We start from the raw sequence: 26,732 nt of genomic DNA, 5'->3' as shown, positions 1-26,732 counted from the left end.
GATAACATCACTGTTATCCCTTTTTATCAAACTTTAAAATAAATTAAAGTGTGATAGCAGCATCTAATGTCATCACAATCATATCGTTGAACGTAGTTTGACGCTCATCTGATGATGTTTTTTCACCGGTTCTGATGTGGTCAGAAACAGTCACAACACATAAAGCTTTAGCGCCTAATTCGTGTGCAACACCGTAAAGACCGGCAGCTTCCATTTCGACACCTAATACACCCATTTTTTCCATTGTATCGAACATTGAAGGATCTGGAGTGTAGAATAAATCTGCAGAGAAAACGTTACCAACACGGATTTTAGTACCGTGTGTTTTAGCTGACTCAATAACAGCATTCATTAAGCCGTAGTCCGCGATAGCAGCGAAGTCTTGGCCTTTAAAACGAAGACGGTTAGCTTGTGAATCAGTACATGCACCCATACCAATAATCACGTCACGAACTTTAACGTCTGTGCTGATTGCACCACAAGTACCAACACGAATAAGGTTTTTAACACCGTATTCTTTGATTAGCTCGTGAGCATAAATTGAACATGAAGGAATACCCATACCTGAACCCATAACAGAGATACGAGTCCCTTTATAAGTACCAGTAAAACCGAACATGTTACGAACGTCAGTCACTTGCTCAACATTTTCTAAGAACGTTTCAGCAATGTATTTTGCACGTAATGGATCGCCTGGAAATAAAACTGTTTCGCCAAAAGCACCTTCAACAGCATTAATATGTGGTGTAGCCATGAAAAACCCCTATATTTTTATATTAAATCTTTAATATGAGTAATTAAGTCATCCCCTTAATTACTCAGTGCGATTCTACTATATTTATTAACAAAATAGCGTTAGAAGATAATAATCTTTTATTGTTAAATGAAAGATTTACCATATTCCATCGGCTCAAGTTCAAAGTAACTAGCAATTGACTGACCAATATCAGCAAAACTGTTACGACGACCGAGTGAGCCAGCAGCTAAACCTGCCCCCATAGCCAATACAGGCACACGTTCACGAGTATGATCTGTTCCCTGCCAGCTTGGGTCACAACCATGATCGGCTGTGAACACGATTAAATCTTCTGGATTTAACAGTGCTAATAATTCAGGTAAACGTTGGTCAAAATACTCTAACGCTTTGGCATAACCCGCGATATCACGGCGATGACCATAGTGAGAGTCAAAATCAACGAAGTTGGTAAACACTATGGTGTTATCACCCGCTTGTTTGACTTGCTCAAGTGTCGCATCAAATAGCGCCTCAAGGCCTGTTGCTTTCACTTTTTGAGTAATACCGCAATGAGCGTAAATGTCTGCAATCTTACCAACGCTAACCACTTCACCACCTGCAGCAGCTAATTTATCTAGCACGGTTTTTGACGGTGGCTCAACAGCGTAGTCGCGACGATTACCTGTACGTGCAAAATTATCAGGACCAGTACCAACAAATGGACGGGCGATCACTCGGCCAATATTATAAGGCTCAAGCTCTTCACGAGTAATTTCACATAAACGGTACAGGTTCTCTAAACCGAACGTTTCTTCATGACAGGCAATTTGAAATACCGAGTCAGCTGAAGTATAGAAAATAGGCTTACCAGAGCGCATATGCTCTTCACCAAGCTGTTCAAGAATGGTAGTACCTGATGCATGACAATTACCTAAAAACTCAGTTAAACCGGCACGAGCCAGGATTTTATCAGTCAATTCTTGTGGGAATGAGTTTTCTAAATCTGAAAAATAGCCCCACTCATAAAGAACCGGTACACCTGCCATTTCCCAATGACCGCTCGGTGTATCTTTACCTGAACTTAGCTCGTCTGCATGGCCATAAGCGCCGATGAGCTCAACGTTATCACCGAAGCCATCAGCAAATTTACCTGTACTTTCGAAACCTGCATGGCCTAAGCCCAACTTTGCTAAGTTAGGTAATTTAAGTGGACCTTGACGGCCAATATCTGCTTTACCTTCTGCACATGCTTTTGCAATATGGCCAAAGGTGTCTGAACCGACATCGCCAAATTTATCAGCATCAGTTGCAGCACCAACACCAAATGAATCCAGCATCATAATAAATGTACGTTTCATATTTGAGCTCCTTATAAATCCGATGCGCGGATATAGCGATAAATTTCAGGCGTTTTTTCTGGCGCCGAATCTTTAATATGTATCGCTTGTTGTACCGCGGCAGAAGCTTCTTCAAATGCCGCTTCTGATTGAGCATGTATCATAGCAATAGGTTTATCTTGAGTAATCTCATCACCTAAAGCACAGACATCGGTTAATCCGACACTGTAATCTAATTTATCACCAGGCTTTCTGCGTCCGCCACCTAAAGTAACAACAGCTAAGCCGAGCTCTCGAGTATCCATGCTGTGCGCAAAGCCTTGTTGGCTGGCATAAACAGGACGGATAATCGATGCATGAGGTAAATAGTTATCGAATGACTCAATGAAGTCAGCCGGCCCACCAAGACCTGACACCATACGGCCAAAAATCTCAGCGGCTTTACCATTATCAAGTACAGCATTAAGCTTAGTACGAGCTTCAGCATCATTTTGGGCAATGCCACCTAACACTAGCATTTCCGCACATAAGCCCATAGTCACTTCATATAGACGCGGATTACGATATTTACCAGTGAGAAAATTAATCGCTTCACGAACTTCGACAGCATTACCTGCACATGAGGCTAGTACTTGGTTCATGTCAGTGAGTAATGCAGTGGTTTTAGTCCCCGCGCCATTAGCAACAGCAGTAATACTTCGAGCTAACTCTTCAGATGCTTCGTAAGTAGGCATAAACGCACCACTACCGACTTTGACATCCATCGCTAGTGCATCAAGGCCCGCTGCGAGTTTCTTTGAAAGAATAGAAGCAGTAATCAAAGAAATAGACTCGACTGTCGCTGTATTGTCTCGAATAGAATAAAAGCGCTTATCAGCTGGGACTAAATCACCAGTTTGGCCAATGATGGCGACACCAGCCTCTTTAACTACTTTACGGAAGAGTTCACTTGAAGGTTCGGTTTGATAACCAGGAATTGCGTCAAACTTATCGAGAGTACCACCAGTATGGCCTAAACCACGACCGGAAATCATTGGCACATAACCGCCGCAAGCCGCAGCCATAGGGCCAAGCATCAGACTGATAACATCACCGACTCCGCCAGTACTGTGCTTATCAATAATCGGTCCGTTTAACGATAACGAATCCCAATTAAGTACTGTGCCAGAGTCACGCATGCCTGTGGTCAGTGCAATACGTTCATCCATGTTCATATCTTGAAAATAAACAGCCATGCCGAATGCAGCAATTTGTCCCTCAGAAACAGTATTTTGGGTAATACCGTCTACAAAGAATTGAATTTCAGCAGAACTAAGTGCTTCACCATTACGTTTTTTACGAATAATTTCTTGAGCGAGAAACATAACATTTCCTCCAATGAAACCCTTTTATTCATACTTAAAATCAAGAGTTTCACCTTAACAAGATGGCACCAAATAAATAATGCAATGTTACTTGGTGCTATCAATTAAAACCGTTAAGACGTCTAACTAAGCAAATCGACCTGCTTAGTATCCTTGTTTACCTTGAGGAGCATCAGCAAGGTCTAGAGTATGAAGTAAACTAGTTAATAAGCTTGATGCACCAAAACGGAAGCTAGCTGGAGAAATCCACTCTGCACCTAAAATACGCTCTGCCACGCCTAAGAACTCAGCTGTTTGTGCAGCATCGCGCACACCACCTGCAGGCTTAAAGCCAACATTACGGTTTTTCTCACTGATAACTGTCAGCATAATTTCTGCAGCTTCCAATGTCGCATTAACAGGAACTTTACCCGTTGAAGTTTTAATGAAGTCGGCACCAGCATCAATCGATAATTCAGAAGCCTTACGAATTAACGCAGGATCTTTAAGCTCGCCTGATTCGATAATCACTTTTAAGATCGCTTCATCACCACACGCTTCTTTACATGCTTTAACGAGCTCAAAACCTAAAGACTCGTTACCAGCCATTAATGAACGGTATGGGAAAACCACATCAACTTCATCTGCGCCATAAGCAACAGCAGCACGAGTTTCTAATACAGCAATAGCAATATCATCGTTACCGTGTGGAAAGTTAGTTACGGTAGCAATTTTGATATCTTCGCAATCTAACTCATTCAATGTTTTACGAGCAATTGGAATAAAACGCGGATAAATACAAATGGCAGCAGTATGGCCAGCAGCAGTATTCGCTTTGTGGCATAAATCAATGACTTTTTGATCAGTATCATCGTCATTTAATGTGGTTAAATCCATTAATGAGATACCAAGTTGTGCTGCTTTTTTTAAATCACTCATGTTTGCTCTCCGAAACAAAAACCTAATAAAAATCTTGTTTTGGCAATGCATAAAGCTGGCAGTTGATTGATGTAGAGGCCGGGCCTTCGAGCATTGCCAGTAAATTAATTGATAAGTTACTGAACTAAGTATTCAATCTGATAACGAGTACCACGACTTGAATCCTTGAAGACCGGAAGAGGTGAAACAAAGAATAATTGTTTCATCCATTCCGCGAAAATTCCCTTTTAGCGCGCAAATCAATCCAAACATTTGATACCGAACCACTAGTATATTAGTTCACTATTTTAAATTGTTTGGACTTTAATATTTATCTAAATACATTCTAACAAATTTTTGTATGTACTTAAGTAAATACTAACATATTTTGCAATAAATTTGGAGCCACATAATGTGGCTCCAAAGCTTACAAATTAGATTAGAACTTGTAAGTAGCTGTTAGGTAGTGAGCCCAACCAGTTGTTTCTAGACCAACGATACCAGCACCATCTTCAAGAAGGTATACATCTTTGTAGCCTTTTAGGCCGTAACCAAGTGCGTAGTTATCTGAATGCCAGTGTAGACCGAAGTATGCTGCACCACCATTACTAGACATTGGAACGAACTCATCGCCGTACTCATCATCAGCACCAAATTGGTAATCAACATAGCCTTGGAACGCTACGAAAGTACCGTTATCGAAGTTATGAACAGGCTTGAACCAGTTAGCAGAGAACTGGTAACCATTCCAATCTTTACCATTCATGTCGTAGTGAGCGTATAAGTTCATGCCAGTTTTACCTAACCATGGAACCATAACGTCAGCACCTAAACCCCAGAAAGAAGAGTTTACGTCTTCACCAATTGCTCCACCACCCCAGTTGAATAGAGTAGAGAAGTACACTTCTTGGATAGGACCAACTGAAAGGTCAAGACCAGTGATTGCATCTAAAGAGAAACGAGGTGCAAACTTCATGAACATACGGCTTTCACCGTAGCCTTTGTCACCAGAATCTTGAGTGAATAAGTTGAATACGTCTACGTAACCGTATAAATCAACAACACCAGCGCGGCCGCCAAATTCCATTTCTAAGTAATCGTGGCCACTTTCGCCAGCACTTGGTAATTCGTCAAATGCGTACATTGCATTGAACTGCATCCAGCTGTAATCACCAGAACGGATATCTTCACCACGGTCAGCAGCCATTGCAGGTGCAGACATAGCAGCGATAGTTGTAGCAGCTAAAGCTAAAGTTTTAACGTTTTTCATTATCAACCCCATTGATATATTTATTTTACCACCTTCGTGGGTGGCGATTTTTATAAACGTTTGCATTGTACATAGATTGGATAAAAGCTCAATATTATTTGGTAAAAATACGAATACTTAATCCCAAAATGTGAACAATATCTCTACTTTCTACTAACAACTTAGAACATTTATGACTAATAAACTGCATTTTTTGAGTAAAGTAATATAAAAAACTGGTGATTTAACAAAGCAAGTCATATGCCAGCCAATGGGCTAGCGAGATTAAACTTCAATTAACTTAGGTAAAAAAACCTAAAAAAAAGCTGCTATTACCGAGGTAACAACAGCCTTCATTTACTCAACTCAAGGTCGTCTTAGACAATTAAATCGCTAAGAATAAACCAGCTAGAGTCGCACTCATTAAGTTAGCTAAAGAACCGGCAATAACAGCACGGATACCTAGTTTAGCTAAGTCATGGCGACGGCTAGGAGCCATTGCACCTAAACCACCTAATAGAATTGCAATAGAAGATAAGTTAGCAAAACCACATAATGCGAATGAGATAATCGCTTTGGTTCTGTCAGTCATCATCATGCCTGTTTCTGCTACTACTTGGTAACCTTCAGCTGATGCATCTAGTAAGTAAGGAGCAAAGTTAAGGTATGCTACGAATTCGTTAACAACAATCTTTTGACCGATGAAAGAACCAGCAACTAATGCTTCGTTCCAAGGTACACCGATTAAGAATGCTAATGGCATGAAGATGTAACCTAAGATTAGCTCTAAAGTAATACCTTCAAGACCGAACCAACCTGTTACACCACCGATGATACCGTTGATCATTGCAATCAAACCAACGAAAGCAATCAACATTGCACCAACGTTAAGTGCTAAATGCATACCAGATGAAGCACCTGCAGCAGCCGCGTCTAATACGTTTGCTGGCTTGTCAGGATCTTCTGGAAGATCTGACATTTCGTTTTTAGCTTCTTCAGTTTCAGGGTGCATTAGCTTAGCCATCATAAGACCACCTGGAGCAGCCATGAATGATGCAGCAACTAAGTACTCAATCGGTACACCCATTTGCGCGTAACCAGCTAATACTGAACCCGCGATTGATGCTAAACCACCAACCATGATTGCGAATAATTCAGAGTTAGTCATTGTCGCGATGAAAGGACGTACAACTAAAGGAGCTTCAGTTTGACCAACGAAGATGTTAGCCGTTGCAGACATAGACTCTGTACGGCTAGTGCCTAATGCTTTTTGTAAACCACCACCGATAATACGGATGATCCACTGCATGATGCCCAAGTAGTAAAGAACTGCAATTAAAGAAGAGAAGAATACGATAACCGGAAGTACGTTTACCGCGAAGATGAAACCAACTTTAAATTGGGCTAAGTCGCCAAATAAGAAGTTAATACCATTTTGAGCGTAACCAATTACGCTAGATACTGCGTCAGAAACACCTTTTAAAATGTCTTTACCAACTGGAACGTATAAAACAAAACCAGCAAAGAATGCTTGAATTGCTAAAGCGCCACCAACAGTACGAACATTAATAGCTTTTCTGTTGTTTGATAGTGCATAACCGATTGCTAGTATGGTAACCACCCCAACTAGACTCATTAGTATATCCATTAATCATCACCCTTATTTATGTTAACGATTTGTATAATTGTTGTTAACTCACCTATTTTCCGTTAATGATTATAACTGAGGAGCAGATGAAAATCGTGGATTAGATCATACTTTTAGAGTTTAATTTCAGGATCTTATGAAACATTAATATTTATTAATAACCATGTTTAAAAAAAAATTACGACAGCTCAAACAGTTGGGAGAAGTTTTTATTCAATCGTTCTAATATAAAAACAGTTGTTTTTTTCTGTAAATTTGCGATCTCAGAGGCCACATTTGGCAAAATAAGCGGAGTATTTCGTTTTTCGGTTGCATTATAGGGGGTCATGCTAGGCGAGTCTGTTTCAATTATGAAATGTTTAATATCCAATTCAGTGATCGTTTTTCTTAACTTTTTGGCTTTTGGATTGAGTAATAAGCCACCGATACCCAATTTATATCCTAGTTCAATATATCGACTTGCCAACTCTGGCGCACCGTAAAAACCATGAATAACGCCCCCTTTGGGATTAGGGAATCGGTTTAATAATGACAATAACTCTTGGTGACATTTCACTCCATGAAGAATCACTGGGTACTCCATGTTAATTGCAATTTTTAATTGTCCAGATAATAGCTGTTGCTGTCTATCAAAGTCTGGTTTTAGCTTATCTAATCCGCACTCACCAACGGCTACAAGTCTGTCATTTGCCGCATGTTTGGCGAGCATATTCTCCAGTGATACGAGTGATGCGTTAATGTCTTCGGGAACATACCAAGGGTGAATACCCAAAGCAAAATAGCAATGATATTGCTGTGCTATCGCTAATTGATTTTCCCAATGCTGTTCACTAATCGCAGGGATTAAAGCCGAGTTTATTCCTTTTAATGCCATAGCATTAAATAATTCAGCCCTGTCATGATCAAAGTCAGCAAGATCTAAATGTGCATGAGAATCAATCATGTATATCTCTCCCTTTGACTAAAATCATTTACACATCAGGTTATTATTAATCGTCGTTGCTAAGTTTAACCTATCAAAAACGGCTTAAAAGATACTGAATGCTAAAAGCTTATCGCACACAAATAATGGAATAGTCGATGCTGATAAGTATTTCTTGCTCCAAAATATACTGATTATTCCGTTTATACAAACCGATTTATTTGGCCTATTTGAGCATAAAAAAAGGCGGAAAATCCGCCTTTAATATTCATCAATACCGACTCTTTAGAGTTTATGGATTAATTTTCTCGTGTTTTGGCAAACTCAACATCTGGGTAGCGTTCCATTGATAAATTCAGATTTACCATGGTAGGTGCGATATACGTTAAGTTATCGCCACCATCTAGTGCTAAGTTTGCACTGCACTTACGGCGGAACTCTTCTAGCTTACGCTCGTCTTTACAATAAACCCAACGGGCTGTCGACACACTAATGCCTTCATAAATCGCTTCTACGTTGTACTCGCTCTTAAGACGGCCTACAACCACTTCAAATTGCAGCACACCAACAGCACCAACAATAAGGTCATTGGTATCAAGTGGTCTAAATACCTGCACAGCGCCTTCTTCAGCTAGCTGCACTAAACCTTTAAGCAATTGCTTTTGCTTCAGCGGATCTTTTAAGCGAATACGGCGGAACATTTCAGGTGCGAAGTTAGGAATACCCGTAAACTTAAGCTTCTCACCTTGTGAGAAGGTATCACCAATTTGAATAGTACCGTGGTTATGTAACCCGATAATATCACCAGGGTATGCTTCTTCTACTTGCTCACGGTCACCCGCAACAAAGGTTAACGCATCAGAAATGCGCACATCTTTGCCGGCACGAACATGGTGCATTTTCATGCCTTTCTGATATTTACCAGAAACAATACGCATAAACGCAACACGGTCACGATGTTTAGGGTCCATGTTAGCTTGAATTTTAAATACAAAGCCGCTGAACTTTTCATTTTCAGCATGGATATCACCCATCTCGGTTGCACGAGGTTGTGGCTTAGGAGCCCACTCTGTTAGACCATCAAGTACATGATCAACACCAAAGTTACCTAATGCAGTACCAAAAAAGACCGGTGAAAGTTCACCTTTCAAAAAAGGCTCAAGTTCAAACTCATGTGAAGCACCAATAACCAGCTCTAACTCTTCACGTAATTGCTCAGCCAGCTCACTACCAACGGCTTCATCTAAATCTGGATTTTCAAGCCCTTTAACGATACGGACTTCTTGAATCGTATGACCTTGACCAGATTGATAAAGCACAGTTTCATCACGTAGAATATGGTAAACACCTTTGAAGGATTTACCACAACCAATTGGCCAAGTAATTGGAGCACAGGCAATTTTCAGCTCATTTTCTACTTCGTCCATCACTTCCATAGGATCGCGAATATCACGGTCACATTTGTTCATGAAAGTGACAATCGGCGTGTCACGAAGTCGAGTAACTTCCATCAGTTTACGTGTTCTATCTTCGACACCTTTAGCAGAGTCAATGACCATTAAACATGAATCAACTGCTGTTAAGGTACGATAGGTATCTTCCGAGAAGTCTTCGTGACCAGGTGTATCAAGAAGATTGACTAAGCAATCACTATAAGGAAACTGCATCACAGACGTCGTGATAGAAATACCACGATCTTTTTCCATTTCCATCCAGTCAGACTTTGCGTGCTGCTTTGAACCACGACCTTTTACAGTACCTGCAGTTTGGATAGCTTGTCCGAATAAAAGAACTTTCTCGGTGATAGTCGTTTTACCGGCATCGGGATGCGAAATAATCGCGAAGGTACGACGTTTATCGACCTCGACTGTGTGAGCTGACATGAGTTACTTTGCCCTAGCATAAATAAAATGGCGCAAATTATAGCGTTTCCGAGGATAGTTGGCTAGGTAAAGTCTTGAGTATTGGTGAGTCAAAACCAAAAGCTGATTGACGATGTCAGTGAAGTTTGAACTAGCCTTGCTTAACTGCAGAATTTGAACTAGAAAATCTGAGCTTATAAATCTTAGCCCTGAGGAGTAAATAGAAAAAGGCCGATAATAACATTATCGGCCTTTTAGATATTCACTCAATTAGTTTGTTTGAGCCGATTCTTGTTCAATTAATTGCTGCTGCGCTTGAGCAAGTTCGATTCTTGCATAGCGATGCTCTACAAAATCATAAATATTAGTTGCCAAGCTCAATCGGTAGTAATCAATAGCAAGTTGGTAATCTTGTTGCTCAACTGCTTTTTTGGCAATGTAAAAATAGGCTTCACATAAGCGCTCAGAATATTCTTTAGGCTGGTTTAAATTGACCTTAGCAGCCTCAAAAACCTGCTCTTTAGTCATTTTACCTAAGTAGTAGTCAACTAACACTGACGACCAAGCCTGATCATTCAATGACTGACGATTTTCCGCTAATGCTAGCTGTGCAGACTCTGTATCTCTTGGTGAGTCGACTAGGTATAACCACAAAGCACGGTAGCCATCAGAAGGATCCTTTCGTAAAAAGTCTTTCATGTCTTGAGCGGCTAATTCATAACGCTCGCCGTAATACAAAGCAATACCACGGTTCAAATAGGCATAATCATATTCAGGTGATAACTCAAGTACGCCATCAAATGACTCGTAAGCACTTTCAAACTCCCCCTCTTGGGTGTAATAAATCCCTAAGAAGTTATAAGCGTCGGCTAAATTAGGCTGTAGTTTAATGGCTTGATGAAAATCTATTCTTGCAAGTAAACGTAAACCAACGCTGTCATATATTACGCCACGATCATAATGAAAACGCGCTCGTTGTTCAGGCGTTAGTTCCATCGTGCCAAGAATTTCATTTAATTTGGCTAAGGTTACTTCAAGTTTGTAGTCTGGGACATTTGGCGCAACCATGATTTTGCCATTCGCTGCGCTATCGGTACTACCAGATAAAGAGGCACAACCTGACAATAACAAACTGGCACCCACACATAATGCGACAACTGTGGTACGTAATTTCTGTTCCATTTAAATACCTTATCAGGTTCTATAATTACTTTGCATCATATCAACCAATCTCCATAAGGGCTATGCAGATACCAATAAAATTTCATTTACCAGCATAACTGATGATATAGCCAGCTTTAGAGTTAATAAGCTACGGTTGAAATTGATAACTTACATGACTTGCTCAACGTATTCATTCAATATCCATAACGTCTACACTAAGCATTTATCGACAAATTATAGGCACAAAAAAGGAGACCCGAAGATCTCCTTTTAATTAAAGCTTGGTGTCAGATATTATTCTGCAGCAGCTTCTTCTTTAGCGTTCGCTTCTTTGATAGATAGTCTTACACGACCTTGACGGTCAACTTCCATCACTTTAACGTCAACTTCTTGATTCATTTCAAGATGGTCAGAAACGTTAGCAACACGTTCTTCACTGATTTGTGAGATGTGAACTAAGCCGTCTTTACCAGGTAGGATGTTAACGAATGCACCGAAATCAACGATACGGATAACCTTACCTTTATAGATGCGACCCACTTCAACTTCAGCAGTGATTTCTTCGATACGACGAATAGCTTCTTTCGTTGCTTCACCGTTTGAAGATGCAATCTTCACAGTACCGTTGTCATCAAGTTCAATTGTTGTGCCTGTTTCTTCAGTAAGTGCACGGATAGTTGCACCACCTTTACCGATAACGTCACGGATCTTCTCAGGATTAATCTTGATAGTCGTGATACGTGGAGCGTGATCAGAGATATCTTCACGTGCGCCACCAATTGCTTGGTCCATAACGTTAAGAATATGAACACGTGCGCCGTATGCTTGTTGCAGTGCGATGTCCATGATCTCTTTAGTGATACCTTCAATCTTGATATCCATCTGCAGAGCAGTAATACCGTCACGAGTACCCGCTACTTTAAAATCCATATCACCTAAGTGATCTTCATCACCTAAGATATCAGAAAGAACAACAAAGTCGTCGCCTTCTTTTACTAGACCCATTGCGATACCAGCAACAGAAGTCTTGATAGGTACACCCGCATCCATTAACGCTAATGAAGTACCACAAACAGAAGCCATAGAGCTTGAACCGTTTGATTCTGTGATTTCAGATACAACACGAACACTGTATGGGAATTCTTCAGCAGAAGGCATAACAGCATTGATACCACGCCAAGCTAATTTACCGTGACCAATTTCACGACGCTTAGGTGAACCAACCATACCTGTTTCACCAACAGAGTAAGGAGGGAAGTTGTAATGAAGCATAAAGCGATTAGTACGTTCGCCCATGATGCTGTCAATTTTTTGAGCATCACGTTCAGTACCTAAAGTACAAGTTACTAATGCTTGAGTTTCACCACGAGTAAATAAAGAACTACCGTGTGTACGTGGAAGTACACCCGCTAATACGTTTAATGCGCGGATCATATCTGGTTCACGACCGTCGATACGTGGCTTGCCACTGATAATACGACCACGAACTACGTCTTTTTCAAGACTACCTAATAAGTTGTCAACTTCACGAGTATCAACATCAGGATTTTGAGCAATCAATGCTTCTTTAGCAGCCGCTTTAACTACGCCAACTTGAGCATAACGGTCTTGCTTAACTTCGATTTGGTAAGCCGCAGTCATGCCTTCTTCAGCTAACTCTTTAATTTGAGCTACTAAATCTTGATCTTGTACTGGAGCAGTCCAATCCCAAGTAGGTTTACCCGCTTCTGCTTTGAATTCTGCAATAGCTTGAACAACAACTTGCTGCTGGTCGTGACCGTAAGTCACCGCACCTAACATGATTTCTTCAGCTAATGATTTTGCTTCTGATTCAACCATCAATACAGCTGATTCAGTACCAGCAACAACTAAATCAAGATCACTTTCAGCAACTTGATCAACTGTTGGGTTTAATAGATATTCGCCATCAATGTAACCAACGCGTGCTGCGCCGATTGGGCCATTAAATGGGATACCTGAAATAGAAAGCGCAGCTGAAGTACCAATCATTGCAACCATATCTGGTTCAATTTGTGGATCAACTGAAACTACCGTAATGATTACTTGAACTTCGTTTTTAAAACCGTTCGGAAATAAAGGACGAATTGGACGGTCGATTAAACGAGCAATCAGTGTTTCATCTTCAGAAGGACGACCTTCACGCTTGAAGAAACCACCAGGGATTTTACCTGCTGCGTAGGTTTTTTCTTGGTAGTTAACTGTTAATGGGAAGAAGTCACGGCTTGGATCCGCTACTTTTTTACCAACAACAGTTACTAATACTGTTGTATCGCCCATGCTCGCTAAAACTGCAGCATCTGCTTGACGTGCAATAACACCTGTTTCTAAGGTGACGGTATGTTGACCATACTCAAAACTCTTTACAATTGGATTCACGTGACCCATTCCTTAATTATTGACCTTTAAATTACGCGCATAAGTATACTGCAATTTTTTACAATAGTTAAAGCGCATCGCAATATACCGCTAAAAAATAATTAAATTTACCGAAAATGAAGCCGATAACAGCCATTGTAAATACTTGCATTTGATGACAGCAGGATGACAAAGCCGCTCAAAATTGCTTAACTGCTTGAAGCACCTCTCTTGTTGAGGAAGGTTATCGCTATAATTAATGACATTTAATCTGATTTTGTCTAAAGTGAGATGATGCGAAAGCGATATAAATTAATAAGTGATTAGGCACAGCAGATTTACTCTCTAATCGATATCTGCTCTATGAAAATGTAATAAAAACAAATGGAATCGTTTGAATGACACCAAGGTTTAAATCTCTGACATGGAAGCAAACTAACTTAGTTGTATTTACTGCTTTGTTTTTTGCGATTGCCATTTTTGTTGTCGAGATAGCTTTAGTTGTCGTCACAACCAAACAGCAGCTTACCGCCTCTCAAGAAGAGTTACTTAATTCAGTAGAACAAACTGCCTCTAATGCAGTTTGGGCACTAGATGATAAACAAACCGAACAAACCTTAGAGGGTATTATCAAAATTGATAATATTAGCTCTGCAGTCATTACCTTAGATGATGGTAGCCTTTTCGTAACAGCCAGTAATCAACCAAAACAATTCTCTGAAAACTACGACAATTTAAGCCACTTTTTATTTAAAGACTTAAATGAGATTTCACGACCGCTATACCGCCCTTTTTATTTTGAAGGCAATAAAAAACAGCAACTGATTGGAACGCTTACCATCTTTTACAACACACAAGAGATGACCAATAACCTATTTAATCAGTTACAACTCGGCTTTATTGCTACGTTAGCACGAGCTTTATTACTCACCTTAGTATTAACTATCGTTTTCCACCGCTTTTTGACTCAACCCATTGCCCAAATTAGTGAAGCAATTGATAAAATTGACCCAGATTTACCCGATGAAAACTTACTGCCTATGGCTAAGGCTCACAAAGATGATGAGCTTGGGCTAGTGACCTCAAAGTTCAACCAGATTTTATTACAGTTTAGTCAGACTCAAAATAAACTCAGAAAAATGGCAACTCGGGACCCATTAACCAGTTTGCCTAACCGCACCTTATTGCTCGAAACTTTGGATGTAACTATTCAACGAGCACGGGTTCACAAAAGGCACTTTGCACTACTCTTTATCGATTTAGACCGCTTTAAAAACGTGAATGATTCATTGGGTCATGCTATTGGGGATCAATTCTTGGCACGTGTCGCGAGGATTTTAGAAACCGTTGTAGGTGACAGAGGCAGCGTAGCAAGATTAGGTGGAGATGAGTTTGTTATTGTCGCTGATGATATAGAAACACCAGATCAAGCAGCTGACTTCGTCGATAAACTGCAAAAACAACTTAATGCCCCCGTACAACTTAACGAGCACGCCATTCACCCTGCGGCATCAATCGGTATATCTATTTATCCTGAAGATGGCCCTGGCGCAGAGGATCTTATTCGACACGCTGATATCGCTATGTACAGTGCTAAAGCTGCAGGTTCTAATCAATGGGCTTTCTTTAAGCAACAAATGACCGAGAATGCCGCTGTGAGGCTCAAAACAGAAGCCTCACTACATGATGCCCTGAAGCACAATGAATTCTTATTATACTTCCAACCAAAACTTGATCTAAAAACGAATCGAATTATGGGGTGTGAAGCACTTATCCGTTGGCAAAAGAATGGCGAACTCGTGCCGCCGATGTCTTTCATACCTATCGCAGAAGAAACGGGGATAATCATTCCTATAGGCCGCTGGGTTATCGAGCAAAGCTGTAAGGTCATTCGTGAATGGGAAAAGAAATACAATTATGCGATTCCAATTGCAGTGAATGTGGCATCGCAGCAGTTCGCTGATGCCAGTTTGGTTTCTGACATAAAACAATTAGCGCTTAGATATCAAATTCGTCCTGAACTCTTAGAAATTGAGATAACTGAGACCTCTTTGATGAATGATGTCGATCAAGCAATTGCTAAGCTAGAGCAGCTAAAAAGTGCAGGTTTTGGTATAGCGGTTGATGATTTTGGTACAGGGTATTCATCATTGTCATACTTAAGGCATCTGCCTATTACAACGATGAAGATTGACCGAGGGTTTGTATCTGATTTACCCCATGATGCATCAATTGCTTCGACCATTTTGATGTTAGGTCAGCAACTGAATTTAGATATTGTTGCAGAAGGTATTGAGAACCAAGAACAACTCACTTGGCTTCAGCAGCATAATTGCCAAATTGGCCAAGGCTTCTTTTTCAGTAAGCCCTTACCGCTAGACGAGTTTGAAGCGCAATATTTTACTGAAATGAGTATGCCGTTAGAACAGGTTTAAATGCCAGCGACTTGCTTTTAAAAAAGACGTAAAGCGATGATGTATGACTAAATTGGACATAATAAAAAAGGAGGCTTAAGCCTCCTTTTTTACGGTTAGAATTTGACTATGTAAACACAATCAAATTAAACATCGTTATTAACGACGTAAACCTAACTTCTGGATAAGAGCAGTATAACGAGCTACGTCTTTACGCTTTAAGTAAGCAGTAAGTTTACGACGTGCGCTAACCATACGTAATAGACCACGACGTGAATGGTGATCATGGATGTGCTCTTTGAAGTGACCTTGCAGATGGTTAATCTGTGCAGTCAATAAAGCAACTTGTACTTCAGTTGAACCAGTGTCGTTTTCACCACGGCTGTATTCAGCTACGATAGCTGCTTTTTGTTCATTACTTAGTGACATATTTATCTCCAGAAAAAATTAAATTAACTCTAGCCAATCACTAACTCAGCCAGAGGGGGCGACATTCTAACTATATTCAGTCACTATCGCAATAAAAAACACTTAACAGTCGATAAAAGCTAGTAATTAATGATTATTCTGCACTGTGATCAACAACTAGACGCTTAGGAGCCAGCAAACCATCATCATTCATGGTGCCAATTCCGATAAAGCGACGCTGCTCACCTAACGTCATTCTGACCAATTCACCTGCTTTTAAGCCTGCAGCCTGAACAGGCTGACCTTGCATAATAAATTGCTCACAAGCATCCGGTAAATTAACTTCAGTGAAGTTTGCTACAGCAGTGTCCATCGGCAACAACAAATCATCTAACACGCTAAAAGAAGACTCATCTTCTTTATCGACGTGTTCAGCTAAATCAGTTAACTGCTCAAGCGTCACCATTTTCTCATATGGATAGCCTGCAACTTGGGTTCGTCTCAGCATAGTGACATGTGCGCCACAACCTAACATTTCACCTAAATCATCAATGATGGTACGAATGTATGTGCCTTTTGAGCAATGAATATCAAGTGTTAAGTCATCGCCTTCTAGGCTAACAAATAGCAACTCAAATACGGTAATAGGACGGGCTTCTCGAGGAACCTCAATGCCTTCACGAGCATACTTGTATAAAGGCTGCCCTTGATACTTTAGTGCAGAGAACATTGAAGGCACTTGCATGGTGTCACCGCGAAAATGCTCTAAAGAATCCTCTAACAGCTTTTGCTCAAACTTAACCGGTCGGATCTGAACAACTTCACCATCAGAATCACTGGTGTCTGTTCTTTCACCTAATTTAGCTGTCACCAAATATCGCTTGTCCGCATCTAAAAGGTGTTGAGAGAACTTGGTTGCTTCACCTAAGCAAACGGGTAGCATACCTGTGGCTAAAGGGTCTAAAGCACCTGTATGGCCTGCTTTATTGGCGTTATAAAGACGTTTGACGCGTTGCAAAGCATGGTTAGAACTGATGCCAGTACCTTTATCTAAAAGTACGATGCCATTAATAAAACGACCTTTGCGACGACGAGCCATTAATCTTTATCCTCAGTTTTATCTTCTGATGCATCAACATCGTCAGAGCCAAACTCATCTTGTCTTGCTTTGTCTTGCTTAGCTTTGTCTTCTGTAATCACTTGGCTCACTAAGTTAGACATGCGCATGCCTTCAACTAACGAACTATCGTATACAAAACGCAGCTCAGGCATAACACGCAGTTTCATTCGACTTGCAACTAATGTTCTGACATAAGGCGCAGCCGCTGTCAGTGCTTCAATTTTTTGATCAACCAACTCTTGATCTTCTTCGAAGAAAGTCACAAAAACTTTCGCAAAGCTTAAATCACGAGAGACATCAACATCGTTTACTGTCACGAAGCCGATACGTGGATCTTTCATGTCGCGCTGTAAAATCATCGCTAACTCTTGCTGGAGTTGCTGTGCAATACGACGTGTACGACTAAATTCTTTTGCCATAACATTAATACCTTATAGCTTTATATAAATAAAAAAGGCGGCTTACGCCGCCCTTTCTGTGTTACAGCGTTCTGGCCACTTCGACCGTCTCGAAGACCTCAATCTGATCGCCAACTTTGACGTCATTGTAGTTCTTCACACCGATACCACATTCCATGCCATTACGGACATCGTTTACATCATCTTTAAAGCGACGTAATGATTCTAGTTCACCTTCGTAGATAACCACGTTTTCACGTAGTACACGGATAGGAGCGCTACGTTTGATGGTACCTTCAGTAACCATACAACCCGCAATTGCACCAATCTTAGGCGACTTAAATACGTCACGTACTTCAGCTAGACCGATGATTTGCTGCTTGAACTCAGGCGCTAACATGCCGGTCATTGCCGCTTTAACTTCATCAATTAGGTCATAGATAACGCTATAGTAGCGTAAATCAACGCTTTCAGCTTCAATTGTCTTACGCGCTTGTGCATCAGCACGAACGTTGAAACCAACCATGATAGCGTTTGAAGCTGCTGCAAGTGTTGCATCAGTTTCTGTTAATGCACCAACACCACGAGCAATAATGCTAACTTTAACTTCGTCAGTAGACAGTTTAGTTAATGAATCACAAATTGCTTCAAGTGAACCTTGAACGTCTGCTTTAAGCACGATGTTTAGCTCTTGTACTTCGCCTTCAGTCATGTTCGCAAACATGTTCTCAAGTTTAGACTTCTGCTGACGCGCAAGTTTAACATCACGGAATTTACCTTGACGGTAAAGTGCAACTTCACGAGCTTTACGTTCATCACGTACAACTGTCGCTTCATCACCCGCAGATGGCACACCTGAAAGACCTAAAATCTCAACAGGGATTGATGGACCTGCTTCAGTAATGCTCTTACCGTTTTCATCTTTCATCGCACGGATTTTACCGTACTCAAGACCACAAAGAACGATATCACCTTGGCGTAACGTACCTTCTTGAACAAGAACAGTAGCAACAGGGCCACGACCTTTATCCAATTTAGATTCGATAACCACACCTGCAGCCATACCTTCACGAACAGCTTGAAGCTCTAGAACTTCAGCTTGTAAAAGAATGCCTTCAAGTAGCTCATCGATACCTGTACCTGCTTTAGCTGAAACGTTGACGAACATATGCTCGCCGCCCCAATCTTCAGACATTACACCATGCTGCGCTAATTCACTCTTAACACGTTCTGGATCAGCTTCTGGCTTATCCATTTTGTTCACAGCAATGATTAACGGCACGTTACCGGCTTTAGCATGTTGGATTGCTTCAATTGTCTGAGGCATAGCACCATCATCAGCAGCAACGACCAATACAACGATATCTGTTGCTTTAGCACCACGAGCACGCATAGAAGTGAACGCTGCGTGACCAGGAGTATCTAAGAAAGTGATCATGCCGTTGTCAGTTTCAACGTGGTAAGCACCAATATGCTGCGTAATACCACCGGCTTCACCATCGGCAACTTTTGCACGACGAATATAATCAAGTAATGATGTTTTACCATGGTCAACGTGACCCATGATGGTCACAACTGGAGCACGTGTTTCTAAAACAACGTTCTCTTCATCACGATCACCAAGTACTTGATGCTCTAGTTCGTTTTCACGTAGTAGTACAACTTTGTGACCCATTTCTTCAGCAACCATTTGTGCTGTTTCTTGGTCAAGGATTTGGTTAATCGTAACCATTGAACCCATTTTCATCATTTGCTTGATGATTTCAGTTGCTTTAACAGACATACGCTGCGCAAGTTCAGCAACAGAAACGGTTTCACCAATACGAATGTCGCCTTTAACCACTGCGACAGGCTTGTTAAAGCCGTGTGCCATTGATTCAGGAGCAGTACTTTGGTTACGAGCGCCTCTTGAACGGTTATCACGACCGCCTTTGCCACCACGTTTCTTGTTCGCATTCTTGTTACGAGAACGACGGCCACGTTTTTCTTCTGCAGCATCAGAGCTATCTTCAGCAGCACGAGCAGCTTTAGATGTTGTGATGTGATGGTCGCTGTTTTTCTCAGCTTCTATACGTTGACGCTCTTCTTCAGCCCAACGCTTAGAGTTTTCTTCAGCAAGTTTACGCGCAGTTTCAGCAGCTTGTGCAGCTTCTTCTTTTTGCTTTTTAGTTAACGCTTCTTCTTGAGCAGCTTTAATACGCTCAGCTTCAGCTTTAGCTGCAGCAGTTTCAGCATCATCAGCTTTAGCAGGTTTTGCTTCTGCTTTTGCTTTAGCTTCGGCTTCTTTCTTTGCCTTAGCTTCTGCATCGGCTTTAGCTTTTGCTTCAGCCTTAGCTTTGTCTTCAGCAGCTTTAGCTTCTGCTGCAGCTTTTGCCGCCGCTTCTGCTTCTTTTTGCTGTTGTGCTTGTTTTTCTGCTTCTGCGGCTAATTCACTTTCATCACGTTTAACGAAAGTACGTTTCTTACGCACTTCAACTTTAACGTCTTTAGATTGGCCACCACCGGCATTCACGCTTAAAGTAGACACAGTTTTGCGTTGCAAAGTCATTTTTTGCGGCGCATTTTCACCACCATGCTGCTTCTTTAAGTGATCTAACAACGTTTGCTTTTCTGTTTCAGAAACGCTGTCAGTTTTAGTCTTCTTAATTCCCGCTTCGGCAAACTGTTCAATCAGTCTGTCTACATTCTTGCCCACTTCTGTGGCCAATTTATCTATACTTGTATCTGCCATCAATTAAATCCCCCTGTTGATCGACTTATGCTTCTTCGCCAAACCAACAGATATTACGGGCAGCCATGATGAGCTCACCTGCTTTTTCTTCTGTCAATTCTTCAATATCGATTAAATCGTCAATACCTTGTTCTGCTAAGTCTTCTAAGGTCGACACACCTTTACTTGCAAGAACATATGCTAAATGCTTTTCTAAACCATCTAACGCTAATAAATCAGCAGCCGGTTCTGCACCATCAAGTGCTTCTTCCGTTGCTAATGCTCGAGTCGAAATCGCTGCTTTGGCACGTTCGCGCAAGGCAGCAACAATATCTTCATCAAAACCGTCAACTTCTAACAGTTCTGCTTCTGGTACGTATGCAATTTCTTCTAAAGAAGTGAAACCTTCTTCAGCAAGAACGGTTGCAAAATCTTCGTCAACGTCTAATGTTTCAACAAACAAGCTAATCACTTTAGCGCTTTCAGCTTGATGCTTAGCGTTTAGCTCCTCAACGGTCATCACGTTAAGTTCCCAACCTGTTAGTTGAGTAGCTAAACGAACATTTTGACCGTTACGGCCAATTGCTTGTGCCAAACTATCTGCTTCAACAGCAATATCCATTGAGTGGTTGTCTTCATCAACAATGATTGAAGCAACATCAGCTGGTGCCATTGCATTGATCACGTATTGTGCAGGATTGTCATCCCACATAACGATATCAACACGCTCACCGCTTAATTCATTTGATACAGCTTGAACACGTGCACCACGCATACCAACACAAGCACCGATTGGGTCGATACGCTTATCGTTAGTTTTCACTGCAATCTTAGCGCGAGCGCCTGGATCACGTGCTGCGCCCATGATTTCAATCATTTCGTCTAAAATTTCAGGTACTTCTACTCTGAATAGCTCGATGATCATCTCAGGCTTACTACGGGTTAAAAATAGTTGCGCGCCACGAGCTTCTGGGCGAACGGCATAAAGTAATGCACGAACACGGTCACCAGGGCGGAAAGATTCACGACTGATGATGTCTTCTTTATAAATCACACCGTCTGCGTTATTACCTAAATCAACGACGACACTTTCGCGGGTGCTTTTCTTGACAACACCAGTAACAATTTCACCTTCTCTTTCGATGAACTGCTCTACGATTTGCGCGCGTTCAGCTTCACGTACTTTTTGTACAATAACTTGCTTCGCTGTTTGCGTTGTAATACGGTCAAAAACAACTGAATCGATTTCATCTTCGATGAACTCACCCGGTTGAATTTCGGGATTTTCAAAACGTGCAGCTTCAAGTGTAATTTCACTATAAGGGTTTTCTAAAGCTTCGCCTTGATCATCAACAACCATCCAACGACGGAAAGTGTCGTAGTGGCCCGTTTTACGGTCAATAGCAACGCGAACTTCAATTTCGCCTTCGTATTTTTTCTTAGTTGCTGTGGCTAGAGCAATTTCTAGCGCTTCGAATATTTTCTCGCGTGGGACGGCTTTTTCATTGGATACCGCCTCTGCGACTAGCAGAATCTCTTTATTCATTATGTCTTGCCTCGTTCACCTTGAAACTATCAAAACTTCGCAATAATGTTGCCTTTACGCACATTATCTAAAGCCACAATCAAATCTTCACCATCAACGGTAATTGTCAGCATTTGCCCTTCAATTGCCGTAATAGCACCTTTTAAATTACGACTACCTGCAACAGGCATCGTTAACTGTACTTTTGCATCTTCGCCGATATAAGCAGCGTATTGCTCAGCCGTAAATAGTGGTCTATCTACACCTGGCGATGAAACTTCTAGTGTGTATTCTGTCGAAATTGGGTCTTCAACATCTAGAACAGCACTAACTTGGCGGCTGGCTTCAGCACAATCTTCAATATTGATACCGTTTTCACCATCAATAAATACACGTAATATTGAATGACGCCCTGCATGGACAAACTCAATACCCCAAAGTTGAAAACCTAACGCTTCAACAGGTACTGTCAGCATTTCTGTCAGTTTAGTTTCTAATGTTGCCAAAAATGACCCCCAAAAACGAAAAAAAGGGCAAATAGCCCCAAGAAAGTCCGTGAAATCACGGAGTTACTAAGCTCCATATAACAAAAAACCCCGTAATAACGAGGTCTTAAATATAGAACCTTTTAATTATTTATCCTTAGAAATAAGAAATAAATAATAAGCTGGTTGCGGGGGCCGGATTTGAACCGACGACCTTCGGGTTATGAGCCCGACGAGCTACCAAACTGCTCCACCCCGCGTCAACTTGCGCAATTATATTAACTTACGTCTTTGCTTGCAATAATTAATCAGTGTTAACTTGAGGCTGATTAATTAAATTTTGGTGCGGATGGTGGGACTTGAACCCACACGAGCATAGCTCACCACCCCCTCAAGATGGCGCGTCTACCAATTCCGCCACATCCGCATTCAAACTTTTTACACTAGTTAGCTAAAGCAATCACTACTAGTTTTTTGCCAATTGGAGGCAATAATTTAGTCAGGAATTTCTGATTCTGAGGTTTCAGCCTGAGTAGGAGCTTGTTCAACTTGCTCTACTGCAGAACCTAAATCATTCCAAGCATCATCTTTTTTAGAGTGGTTTGCACTTAAGTTACCTAAAATAAGGCTTAATGCGAAAAAACCAATCGCTAAAACAGCGGTGCTACGGGTCAGGAAGTTACCTGAACCATTTGAGCCAAATAGAGTTCCTGATGCACCAGCACCAAAAGAAGAACCCATATCTGCGCCTTTACCTTGTTGAATTAAAATCAGTCCTACTAGACCAATCGCAACAACCAAGTAAACAACAATTAAAACTTCATACATAATATTATGCGCTCATCGCTATGGAACATAAACTTAAAAACTCGCTAGAGTTTAAGCTAGCTCCGCCAATCAATCCACCATCTACGTCTGGTTGGGCAAATATATCAGCAGCATTCGATGGGGTAACACTACCACCATATAAAATGCGAATATTCTCTCCAATAAATGGAGATACTTCAGAGAGTCGATTACGAATAAACGCGTGAACTTCTTGCGCTTGCTCTGGAGTTGCACTTTTACCAGTGCCTACAGCCCATAAAGGCTCATAAGCGATAATGGCATTATCAAAAGCCATGGTGCCATTCTTTTCGATCACAATGTCTAACTCTTCAGCAATGACTTCAAAAGTTCGTCTTGCTTCACGAGCTGGACCTGATTCACCAACACAAAGAATAGGCGTTAGACCATGTTTTTGTGCTGCAGCGAATTTCTCTGCAACGATATTACTTGTTTCGCCGTACATTCTACGACGTTCGGAATGGCCGATAATCACATATCGACATCCTGAATCTTTTAGCATTTTACCGGAAATTTCACCAGTATAGGCACCGAAGTCATGTTGACTTAGGTTTTGTGCGCCCATTCTTACAAGCGCACCATCTAAGGTTTGCTTATTTGCTTCAAGTAGTTGTCTAACACTTTCAAGATAAATTGAAGGTGGACATAAAACTACTTCAGCAGAATCATTTTGGAGCTTTGTAGCAAACTTGCTGAATAACTCTTGAGCTAACGCTGCACTGCCATTCATTTTCCAGTTGCCAGCTACCATAGGACGTCTGAGTGCCATTACTGTCTCCTTTGAAAGCGGCGTGAATGATAACGAACCGCCAAACAACTTACAATAGCTAACTCAGGAATATTTATCATAACTTGACGGAATGATGTTTTTTTATTCGCTGAGCTAAGATATTAAATAAGTTAATAATAAATAAAAACGCTAAATGATTGTATACCGAACTTTGTCACAAACCCACGCTTTTGACTACATCGGCAATTTCGTTTGCAAAAGCCGTGACTTGAACATCATTTTTACCTTCGACCATCACCCTTATCAAGGGTTCTGTGCCTGATTCTCGTATAAGTACTCGCCCATTTTGACCCAATAGCTTTTCAATTTTTGTCTGAACAGAGCGCACAAGTTTTGATTCTAATGGCTTTTTGTCGACGTGATAGCGGACATTAATTAATACTTGCGGGTACATTTCTAGAGGGGCAACTAATGCAGCAAGCTTGCTGTTGGCACATTGCATGGCTGCTAATACTAATATCCCAGCAACGATACCATCACCAGTCGTACCATGATCTAAATTAAGAATATGACCTGAATTTTCACCGCCGATACGCCAGTTATTTTGGCGCATAAGCTCCATGACATATCGGTCACCAACATTTGAACGAACAAACGGTACATCTAACTCATTCAATGCGACTTCCAATCCAAGATTTGACATCAAGGTCCCCACAACTCCGCCTTGCAATTCACCTTGTTTGATCGCATCTCGAGCAAGAATATACAATATTTGGTCACCATCAATAATATTGCCTTGATGATCGACCATCATGATACGGTCACCATCACCGTCGAGTGCTATTCCCACATCTGCATTGTGATTGATAACGGCTTCACAAATAGCCGCCATGGAAGTTGCTCCAACTTTATCATTAATATTTAATCCATTGGGTTTATCACCAATGGTAATCACGTTGGCACCTAACTCTTTAAATACATTGGGTGCAATATGATAGGTAGCACCATGAGCACAGTCGACGACTAAAGTTAATCCGTTTAAAGTCAGATTTGCCGGAAAGTGGCCTTTGCAGTATTCAATATATCGACCGGCGGCATCATCAATTCGAGCCGCCTTACCGAGTAGGTGTGACTCAACACATTGCATAGGCTTAGTCAGCTCATGCTCAATTTCCAATTCTATTTTGTCATCTAACTTACTGCCGTCAGCAGAGAAGAATTTAATGCCATTATCATAATATGGATTATGTGAAGCGCTGATAACGATTCCCGCTTCAGCTCTAAACGTTCTAGTAAGGTAAGCAATTGCCGGGGTAGGCATTGGGCCAACGAGCAAAACATTAAGTCCTGCTGCAGACAAACCAGCTTCTAATGCTGATTCGAAAAGATACCCGGAAATGCGGGTATCCTTACCAATAATAATTTTCTTTGTCCCACTGCGTGAAAGCACTCTGCCTGCAGCCCAACCTAATTTTAAAGCTAATTCAGGGGTCATGAAGCCTGCGCCAACTTTTCCCCTAATTCCATCCGTGCCAAATAGATTACGTTGTTGCATTAGTACCTCACATTAAGTGAATTCACACTAACTCAATCAGCTAAACTAACAGGTTATATCACTTTATTGATGTAAACTCGCCATGGTTGCTGACATAACCGTTAACGCATCGACGGTTTCTTTTACATCATGTACTCGTAAAATTTGCGCGCCTTGTTGCGCCGCAATCATTGCTCCAGCAAGACTACCAGCGAGTCGTTCATCTACATTTCGCTGCAGTAAATCGCCAATCATGCTCTTTCTAGAAAGGCCGATAAGTACAGGTAGGTGCATGCTATGAAGTTCAGGTAATTTTGCCAATAGCTCATAATTGTGCGCTAAGGTTTTCCCAAAACCGAAACCCGGGTCAATGATAATATTTTCGCGAGGCATACCTGCTGCAACACAATAATCAATGCGTAATGATAAAAAATCGACAACTTGTTGAATAACATTGTCATAACTTGGGTTATCTTGCATTGTTTCAGGCTTACCTTGCATATGCATTAAGCATACAGGCACATCCAAGCTAGTCGCCATCGCGACTGCGCCAGGTGCTTGTAAAGCGCGGACATCGTTAATAATATGCGCGCCTGCAGCGACCGCTTTCTCCATCACTTCTGGTTTACTCGTATCGATTGAAATCCAAATATCAGGATGTTTAGCCGCATACTCAATCACAGGGATCACACGAGCCAATTCTTCTTCAACTGATACATCAGTTGCACCGGGCCTAGTTGATTCACCACCAATATCCAAGATGGTCGCACCTTCTTCGATGACTTTATCAACCTGTTTACAGGCATTTTCGAACGTAGAAAACTGACCACCATCAGAAAAAGAATCAGGGGTAACATTGATAATTGCCATTACGATAGGGCTAGATAACGATAATATTTTATCGCCAGACTTCAACTCAAACACACAACCTCACTTACATTAAAAAGTGCCACACCAGCAATATGACTTAATTATGACACTAGTACAATAAATATAAAAAAACCCCT

The 26,732-nt window shown here is 41.2% G+C and carries 21 protein-coding genes and 2 tRNA genes; 1 reads left to right on the top strand and 22 read right to left on the bottom strand.

Features of this window, described 5'->3' with window-relative positions:
- Positions 1-43: 43 nt before the first annotated feature.
- The 10 genes from deoD to pnp all read right to left on the bottom strand — a co-directional run bounded on the left by deoD (position 44) and on the right by pnp (position 13,576).
- Positions 44-754 carry a purine-nucleoside phosphorylase gene (gene deoD, locus AN944_RS06165; protein ID WP_055023726.1) on the bottom strand — a complete coding sequence of 237 codons (711 nt, stop codon included), beginning with the start codon at positions 752-754 and terminating at the stop codon, positions 44-46.
- 125 nt (positions 755-879) lie between these two features.
- On the bottom strand, positions 880-2,094 hold the full coding sequence (locus AN944_RS06160) for a phosphopentomutase (RefSeq protein ID WP_055023725.1): 1,215 nt from the start codon (positions 2,092-2,094) through the stop codon (positions 880-882).
- An 11-nt stretch (positions 2,095-2,105) separates the two neighbouring features.
- The gene (deoA, locus tag AN944_RS06155) at positions 2,106-3,437 is read right to left on the bottom strand and encodes a thymidine phosphorylase (protein ID WP_055023724.1); all 1,332 of its coding nucleotides are present in this window, start codon (positions 3,435-3,437) and stop codon (positions 2,106-2,108) included.
- Positions 3,438-3,581: 144 nt separating this feature from the next.
- Complete coding sequence (deoC, locus tag AN944_RS06150; protein WP_055023723.1) at positions 3,582-4,355, bottom strand: deoxyribose-phosphate aldolase; 774 nt, start codon at positions 4,353-4,355, stop codon at positions 3,582-3,584.
- Positions 4,356-4,773: 418 nt separating this feature from the next.
- Entirely contained in the window at positions 4,774-5,604 is an 831-nt protein-coding gene (locus AN944_RS06145) for an outer membrane protein OmpK (protein ID WP_055023722.1), read from the bottom strand.
- A 364-nt stretch (positions 5,605-5,968) separates the two neighbouring features.
- Entirely contained in the window at positions 5,969-7,231 is a 1,263-nt protein-coding gene (locus AN944_RS06140) for a NupC/NupG family nucleoside CNT transporter (protein ID WP_055023721.1), read from the bottom strand.
- 178 nt (positions 7,232-7,409) lie between these two features.
- Positions 7,410-8,174 carry a TatD family hydrolase gene (locus AN944_RS06135; protein ID WP_055023720.1) on the bottom strand — a complete coding sequence of 255 codons (765 nt, stop codon included), beginning with the start codon at positions 8,172-8,174 and terminating at the stop codon, positions 7,410-7,412.
- Positions 8,175-8,452: 278 nt separating this feature from the next.
- On the bottom strand, positions 8,453-10,036 hold the full coding sequence (gene prfC, locus AN944_RS06130) for a peptide chain release factor 3 (protein WP_055023719.1): 1,584 nt from the start codon (positions 10,034-10,036) through the stop codon (positions 8,453-8,455).
- Positions 10,037-10,285: 249 nt separating this feature from the next.
- Positions 10,286-11,197: a lipoprotein NlpI gene (nlpI, locus tag AN944_RS06125; RefSeq protein WP_055023718.1), complete on the bottom strand. Its 912-nt coding sequence runs from the start codon at positions 11,195-11,197 to the stop codon at positions 10,286-10,288.
- A gap of 276 nt (positions 11,198-11,473) precedes the next feature.
- Positions 11,474-13,576, bottom strand: coding sequence for a polyribonucleotide nucleotidyltransferase (gene pnp / locus AN944_RS06120; RefSeq protein WP_055023717.1), 2,103 nt, complete (start codon positions 13,574-13,576; stop codon positions 11,474-11,476).
- A gap of 377 nt (positions 13,577-13,953) precedes the next feature.
- On the opposite strand from pnp, the gene AN944_RS06115 reads away from it, so the two are divergent.
- The gene (locus AN944_RS06115) at positions 13,954-15,990 is read left to right on the top strand and encodes a bifunctional diguanylate cyclase/phosphodiesterase (RefSeq protein ID WP_055023716.1); all 2,037 of its coding nucleotides are present in this window, start codon (positions 13,954-13,956) and stop codon (positions 15,988-15,990) included.
- A gap of 138 nt (positions 15,991-16,128) precedes the next feature.
- Here AN944_RS06115 and rpsO read toward each other — a convergent pair whose 3' ends face one another.
- From rpsO to folP, 12 genes are all read right to left on the bottom strand, one after another.
- Complete coding sequence (gene rpsO, locus AN944_RS06110; RefSeq protein ID WP_055023715.1) at positions 16,129-16,398, bottom strand: 30S ribosomal protein S15; 270 nt, start codon at positions 16,396-16,398, stop codon at positions 16,129-16,131.
- A gap of 133 nt (positions 16,399-16,531) precedes the next feature.
- Positions 16,532-17,476, bottom strand: coding sequence for a tRNA pseudouridine(55) synthase TruB (truB, locus tag AN944_RS06105; protein WP_055023714.1), 945 nt, complete (start codon positions 17,474-17,476; stop codon positions 16,532-16,534).
- The gene (gene rbfA / locus AN944_RS06100) at positions 17,476-17,916 is read right to left on the bottom strand and encodes a 30S ribosome-binding factor RbfA (RefSeq protein WP_055023713.1); all 441 of its coding nucleotides are present in this window, start codon (positions 17,914-17,916) and stop codon (positions 17,476-17,478) included. Before rbfA ends, truB begins: the two co-directional genes overlap by 1 nt.
- Positions 17,917-17,977: 61 nt before the next feature.
- Complete coding sequence (gene infB / locus AN944_RS06095; protein ID WP_055023712.1) at positions 17,978-20,626, bottom strand: translation initiation factor IF-2; 2,649 nt, start codon at positions 20,624-20,626, stop codon at positions 17,978-17,980.
- A 25-nt stretch (positions 20,627-20,651) separates the two neighbouring features.
- A complete protein-coding gene (gene nusA / locus AN944_RS06090) occupies positions 20,652-22,151 on the bottom strand; it encodes a transcription termination factor NusA (protein WP_055023711.1) in 1,500 nt (499 codons plus the stop codon).
- A 29-nt stretch (positions 22,152-22,180) separates the two neighbouring features.
- Positions 22,181-22,636, bottom strand: coding sequence for a ribosome maturation factor RimP (gene rimP / locus AN944_RS06085; protein WP_055023710.1), 456 nt, complete (start codon positions 22,634-22,636; stop codon positions 22,181-22,183).
- 162 nt (positions 22,637-22,798) lie between these two features.
- A tRNA-Met gene (locus AN944_RS06080) sits at positions 22,799-22,875 on the bottom strand.
- An 81-nt stretch (positions 22,876-22,956) separates the two neighbouring features.
- Positions 22,957-23,042, bottom strand: a tRNA-Leu gene (locus AN944_RS06075).
- A gap of 68 nt (positions 23,043-23,110) precedes the next feature.
- Entirely contained in the window at positions 23,111-23,443 is a 333-nt protein-coding gene (secG, locus tag AN944_RS06070) for a preprotein translocase subunit SecG (protein WP_055023709.1), read from the bottom strand.
- A 4-nt stretch (positions 23,444-23,447) separates the two neighbouring features.
- Positions 23,448-24,230 (bottom strand): triose-phosphate isomerase, encoded by a 783-nt coding sequence (gene tpiA / locus AN944_RS06065; protein WP_055023708.1) that lies wholly within the window; start codon positions 24,228-24,230, stop codon positions 23,448-23,450.
- Positions 24,231-24,405: 175 nt separating this feature from the next.
- The gene (glmM, locus tag AN944_RS06060; protein WP_055023707.1) at positions 24,406-25,746 is read right to left on the bottom strand and encodes a phosphoglucosamine mutase; all 1,341 of its coding nucleotides are present in this window, start codon (positions 25,744-25,746) and stop codon (positions 24,406-24,408) included.
- Positions 25,747-25,809: 63 nt separating this feature from the next.
- Positions 25,810-26,649, bottom strand: a complete 840-nt coding sequence (gene folP, locus AN944_RS06055; RefSeq protein WP_055023706.1) for a dihydropteroate synthase — start codon at positions 26,647-26,649, stop codon at positions 25,810-25,812.
- Positions 26,650-26,732 lie beyond the last annotated feature (83 nt).

This window comes from Shewanella sp. P1-14-1 (assembly GCF_001401775.1).
In the GTDB taxonomy this organism is placed as follows: Bacteria; Pseudomonadota; Gammaproteobacteria; order Enterobacterales; family Shewanellaceae; genus Shewanella; species Shewanella japonica.
This window is presented reverse-complemented; position numbering and strand designations above follow the sequence as displayed.